The organism is Neisseria gonorrhoeae (assembly GCF_003315235.1).
Taxonomy (GTDB): domain Bacteria; phylum Pseudomonadota; class Gammaproteobacteria; order Burkholderiales; family Neisseriaceae; genus Neisseria; species Neisseria gonorrhoeae.
Genome location: NZ_QNRU01000065.1, coordinates 1 through 2,697, shown reverse-complemented (window position 1 = coordinate 2,697; position 2,697 = coordinate 1). Strand labels below are relative to the sequence as shown.

Below are 2,697 nucleotides of genomic sequence, written 5' to 3'. Positions count from 1 at the left end.
CGGACAAGCCAAAGAACGGACGAAAACCCATGACGTTTCAAGGACACAACAACCGTAAAAAAGCCGGCGGCTACGCCGAATACATCACGGGCGGCGAACTGCGCCTATTGCAACAAACCGCCTGCCGCTTCAAAGCCGCCCTCGAAACGGCCGCGTGGAAACACTACGTCCGCGCCATCAAAGAATCCGAGCCGGTACCGGATGCCGAAGCGCGCCGGAAGCGGAAAAAACAGGCGGCGTAAATATAATTAAGTTTGGAGGTTTTAAATGGATAGCGAATACCTAGACCCGCAGCAATGCGCAGATATTTTATCCGTAAAAAAGCGTACATTTTTAGAGCGGTACGCACCGCGTCCGGATTTCCCCGCGCGAATATCCGTATCGAAGAAACGTTTTTGGTGGAAAAAAGAAGAAGTCGAAGGATGGCTAGACCGCCAAAAAGAAAAACGCCCGATGATGTGATTTGCACCACATTTGCACCAAGTGGTATATAACATTATGAAAGATATAAAAATTTTGGTGCGGACGGAGAGACTCGAACTCTCACACCTCTCGGCGCCAGAACCTAAATCTGGTGCGTCTACCAATTTCGCCACGTCCGCATAAGGGTGGAGATTATACAGATTTTGTCCGATTGCGCAAGGCTTTGGACGTAATAGTTGAGGCTTATGCTTTGCAGCGGTAAAATCCGCTATTCGTCCGCCTGGCATCGGAATCGGGCGGTTTTTTGTTTTTATTGACGGAATTTGGGTATGCCTGCTGCTTTGATTAAGGATTTTCTGCTGACTCAGGGTTTGAAGCTGCCGCTTGACGAGGTTCGGGCGGCGTATCTGACGGCGCAGACGGTAATGGATATGGGGATGGCTTCGATTGACCGTTCTGTTTTGTGGTGCAATGATGAGGGTTGGAAACTTGCCGATTACCTGCCGTGCGATGATGTCCGCGAAGATGCCCTGAAACGGCTTTTTATGGCTTTGGATTCGGTGTTTTCACGCTCGACAGGTGTGCGGAGCGCGGCGGTTTATGCCTTGATGCCGTCTGAAAACGCCGCCCTCCGGCTGGTGTGCCTGTCCCAACAGGGCGAAGGTTTGGAAAACATATGGGAGCAGGATGGAAATATTACCGATGTTTCGCTTGCCTGCCGTTCGGCGCAAAGCGGTTGGATGAATGTTGCCTCGGATGTACGCCGTTGGTTGAATTTGGGTGAGCTTTCGGGAGAACGCAATCATGCTTCGGCGGCGCAAATTTCCATTCCCGTTTGCACGGAGAGCGGCGGTGTATTGGGCGTGGTTCATGTGGAATTTGAATGCGCAGAGTGTGCGGATACGGCGGCGCAGGCGGAATGGGTGGCTCTTGCCTTGGCTTTGTCCGAACCTTTGAAGCAACTTTTGGGCATCACTGCCGCAGAAGGAGATGAAAATGTCTGAATTATTAGACCATGTCGCTTCCTGCCGTCTGCCGACCGAATGGGGCGTATTTACGATGCACGGTTTTGAAGAGGCAAACGGGCAGGAACACGTCGCGCTGACCGTCGGCAATTGTTCAGACGGCAATCCGGTGTTGACGCGCATCCACTCCGAATGTCTGACGGGCGACGCGCTGTTCTCGAGAAAATGCGACTGCGGACCGCAACTTGAAGCGGCAATGAGGGCGGTACAGGCAGAGGGGCGCGGCATCATCGTCTATCTGCGTCAGGAAGGACGCGGCATCGGGCTGATTAACAAAATCCGCGCCTATCATCTGCAAGAACAAGGTATGGATACCGTTGAAGCCAATTTGGCACTCGGGCTGCCCGTCGATGCCCGCGATTTCCGTTTGGCGCAATCTATCTACGAATATCTGGGCATCCGCTCGGTCAAACTGTTGACCAACAACCCCGAAAAAATCCAAACCCTGAAAGATGCGGGGATTAACGTGGTCGAACGCATTCCCCTGCACGTCGGGGAAAATCTGGAAAACGAGCGTTATCTCCAAACCAAAGCAGACAAGCTGGGGCATTTGATGTCGGAATAAGGCAAAGTTGCAGGGAACGGGCATCCTGCGCCGTCTTTCGGGAAACAGGTTTCCATAGCTTGATAAAGCAATAAGTTTTATCAAGTTGCAGGGTGCGGATGCAAACGCATTGCGAGCGCGGGTTTGAGGCATACGCGCAAACATCTTAATACAACGTATTGATATTTATGATTTTCTCTATCATCGTCCCTATTTACAATGTGGAAAAATACCTTCGCTGCTGCGTGGATTCCGTGCTTGCCGAAAATTTTGCCGATTATGAAATGATTTTGGTCGATGACGGTTCGCCGGACGGCTGCGGGAAGATTTGCGACGAATATGCAGGCAAATATCCGCATATAAGGGTAATCCCATGCGTAACGCCGTAGGATTAGACATATCCAAGCTGACATTTGACGCATCCGCCATGGTCGGCAATGCCGAATATTCGGCAAAGTTTGACAACGATTCAAAAGGTTTAAATCAGTTTTCGGACCGGTTGAAAAGCTTGGGATGTCAGAATCTGCATATCTGTATGGAGGCAACGGGAAACTATTATGAAGAAGTTGCCGACTACTTCGCGCAGTATTACAGCGTTTACGTAGTGAACCCGCTGAAAATAAGCAAGTATGCAGAAAGCAGGTTCAAGCGAACCAAAACAGACAAACAGGATGCAAAGCTGATAGCGCAGTATTGCCGGTCGGC

General features: G+C 50.8%; 4 protein-coding genes, 1 tRNA gene and 2 pseudogenes. 6 read left to right on the top strand and 1 reads right to left on the bottom strand.

The genetic code is table 11. The features are described 5' to 3' along the window. Positions 1 to 242 (top strand): annotated as a pseudogene (locus DFR77_RS12595) (hypothetical protein); the annotation flags it as partial. A gap of 25 nt (positions 243 to 267) precedes the next feature. Beyond that, a complete protein-coding gene (locus DFR77_RS12590) occupies positions 268 to 462 on the top strand; it encodes a helix-turn-helix transcriptional regulator (protein ID WP_003693991.1) in 195 nt (64 codons plus the stop codon). Positions 463 to 517: 55 nt separating this feature from the next. Here the strand turns inward: DFR77_RS12590 and DFR77_RS12585 are convergent. Next, positions 518 to 602, bottom strand: a tRNA-Leu gene (locus DFR77_RS12585). Between the two features lie 150 nt (positions 603 to 752). On the opposite strand from DFR77_RS12585, the gene DFR77_RS12580 reads away from it, so the two are divergent. From DFR77_RS12580 to DFR77_RS12565, 4 genes and pseudogenes are all read left to right on the top strand, one after another. After that, on the top strand, positions 753 to 1,427 hold the full coding sequence (locus tag DFR77_RS12580; RefSeq protein WP_003689160.1) for a hypothetical protein: 675 nt from the start codon (positions 753 to 755) through the stop codon (positions 1,425 to 1,427). Continuing rightward, the gene (ribA, locus tag DFR77_RS12575; RefSeq protein ID WP_003689161.1) at positions 1,420 to 2,013 is read left to right on the top strand and encodes a GTP cyclohydrolase II; all 594 of its coding nucleotides are present in this window, start codon (positions 1,420 to 1,422) and stop codon (positions 2,011 to 2,013) included. The genes DFR77_RS12580 and ribA overlap by 8 nt, the downstream gene beginning before the upstream one ends. 167 nt (positions 2,014 to 2,180) lie before the next feature. Continuing rightward, positions 2,181 to 2,363: pseudogene (locus tag DFR77_RS12570) on the top strand (glycosyltransferase family 2 protein); the annotation flags it as partial. 2 nt (positions 2,364 to 2,365) lie between these two features. Beyond that, the coding region (locus DFR77_RS12565) for an IS110 family transposase (RefSeq protein WP_146778620.1) at positions 2,366 to 2,697 on the top strand (332 nt) is incomplete at its 3' end.

What these genes read in the sequence shown, in the direction of transcription:
- DFR77_RS12590 (WP_003693991.1), top strand. Translation starts at nt 268, where the DNA reads ATGGATAGCGAATACCTAGACCCGCAGCAATGCGCAGATATTTTATCC.
- DFR77_RS12580 (WP_003689160.1), top strand. Translation starts at nt 753, where the DNA reads ATGCCTGCTGCTTTGATTAAGGATTTTCTGCTGACTCAGGGTTTGAAG.
- ribA (WP_003689161.1), top strand. Translation starts at nt 1,420, where the DNA reads ATGTCTGAATTATTAGACCATGTCGCTTCCTGCCGTCTGCCGACCGAA.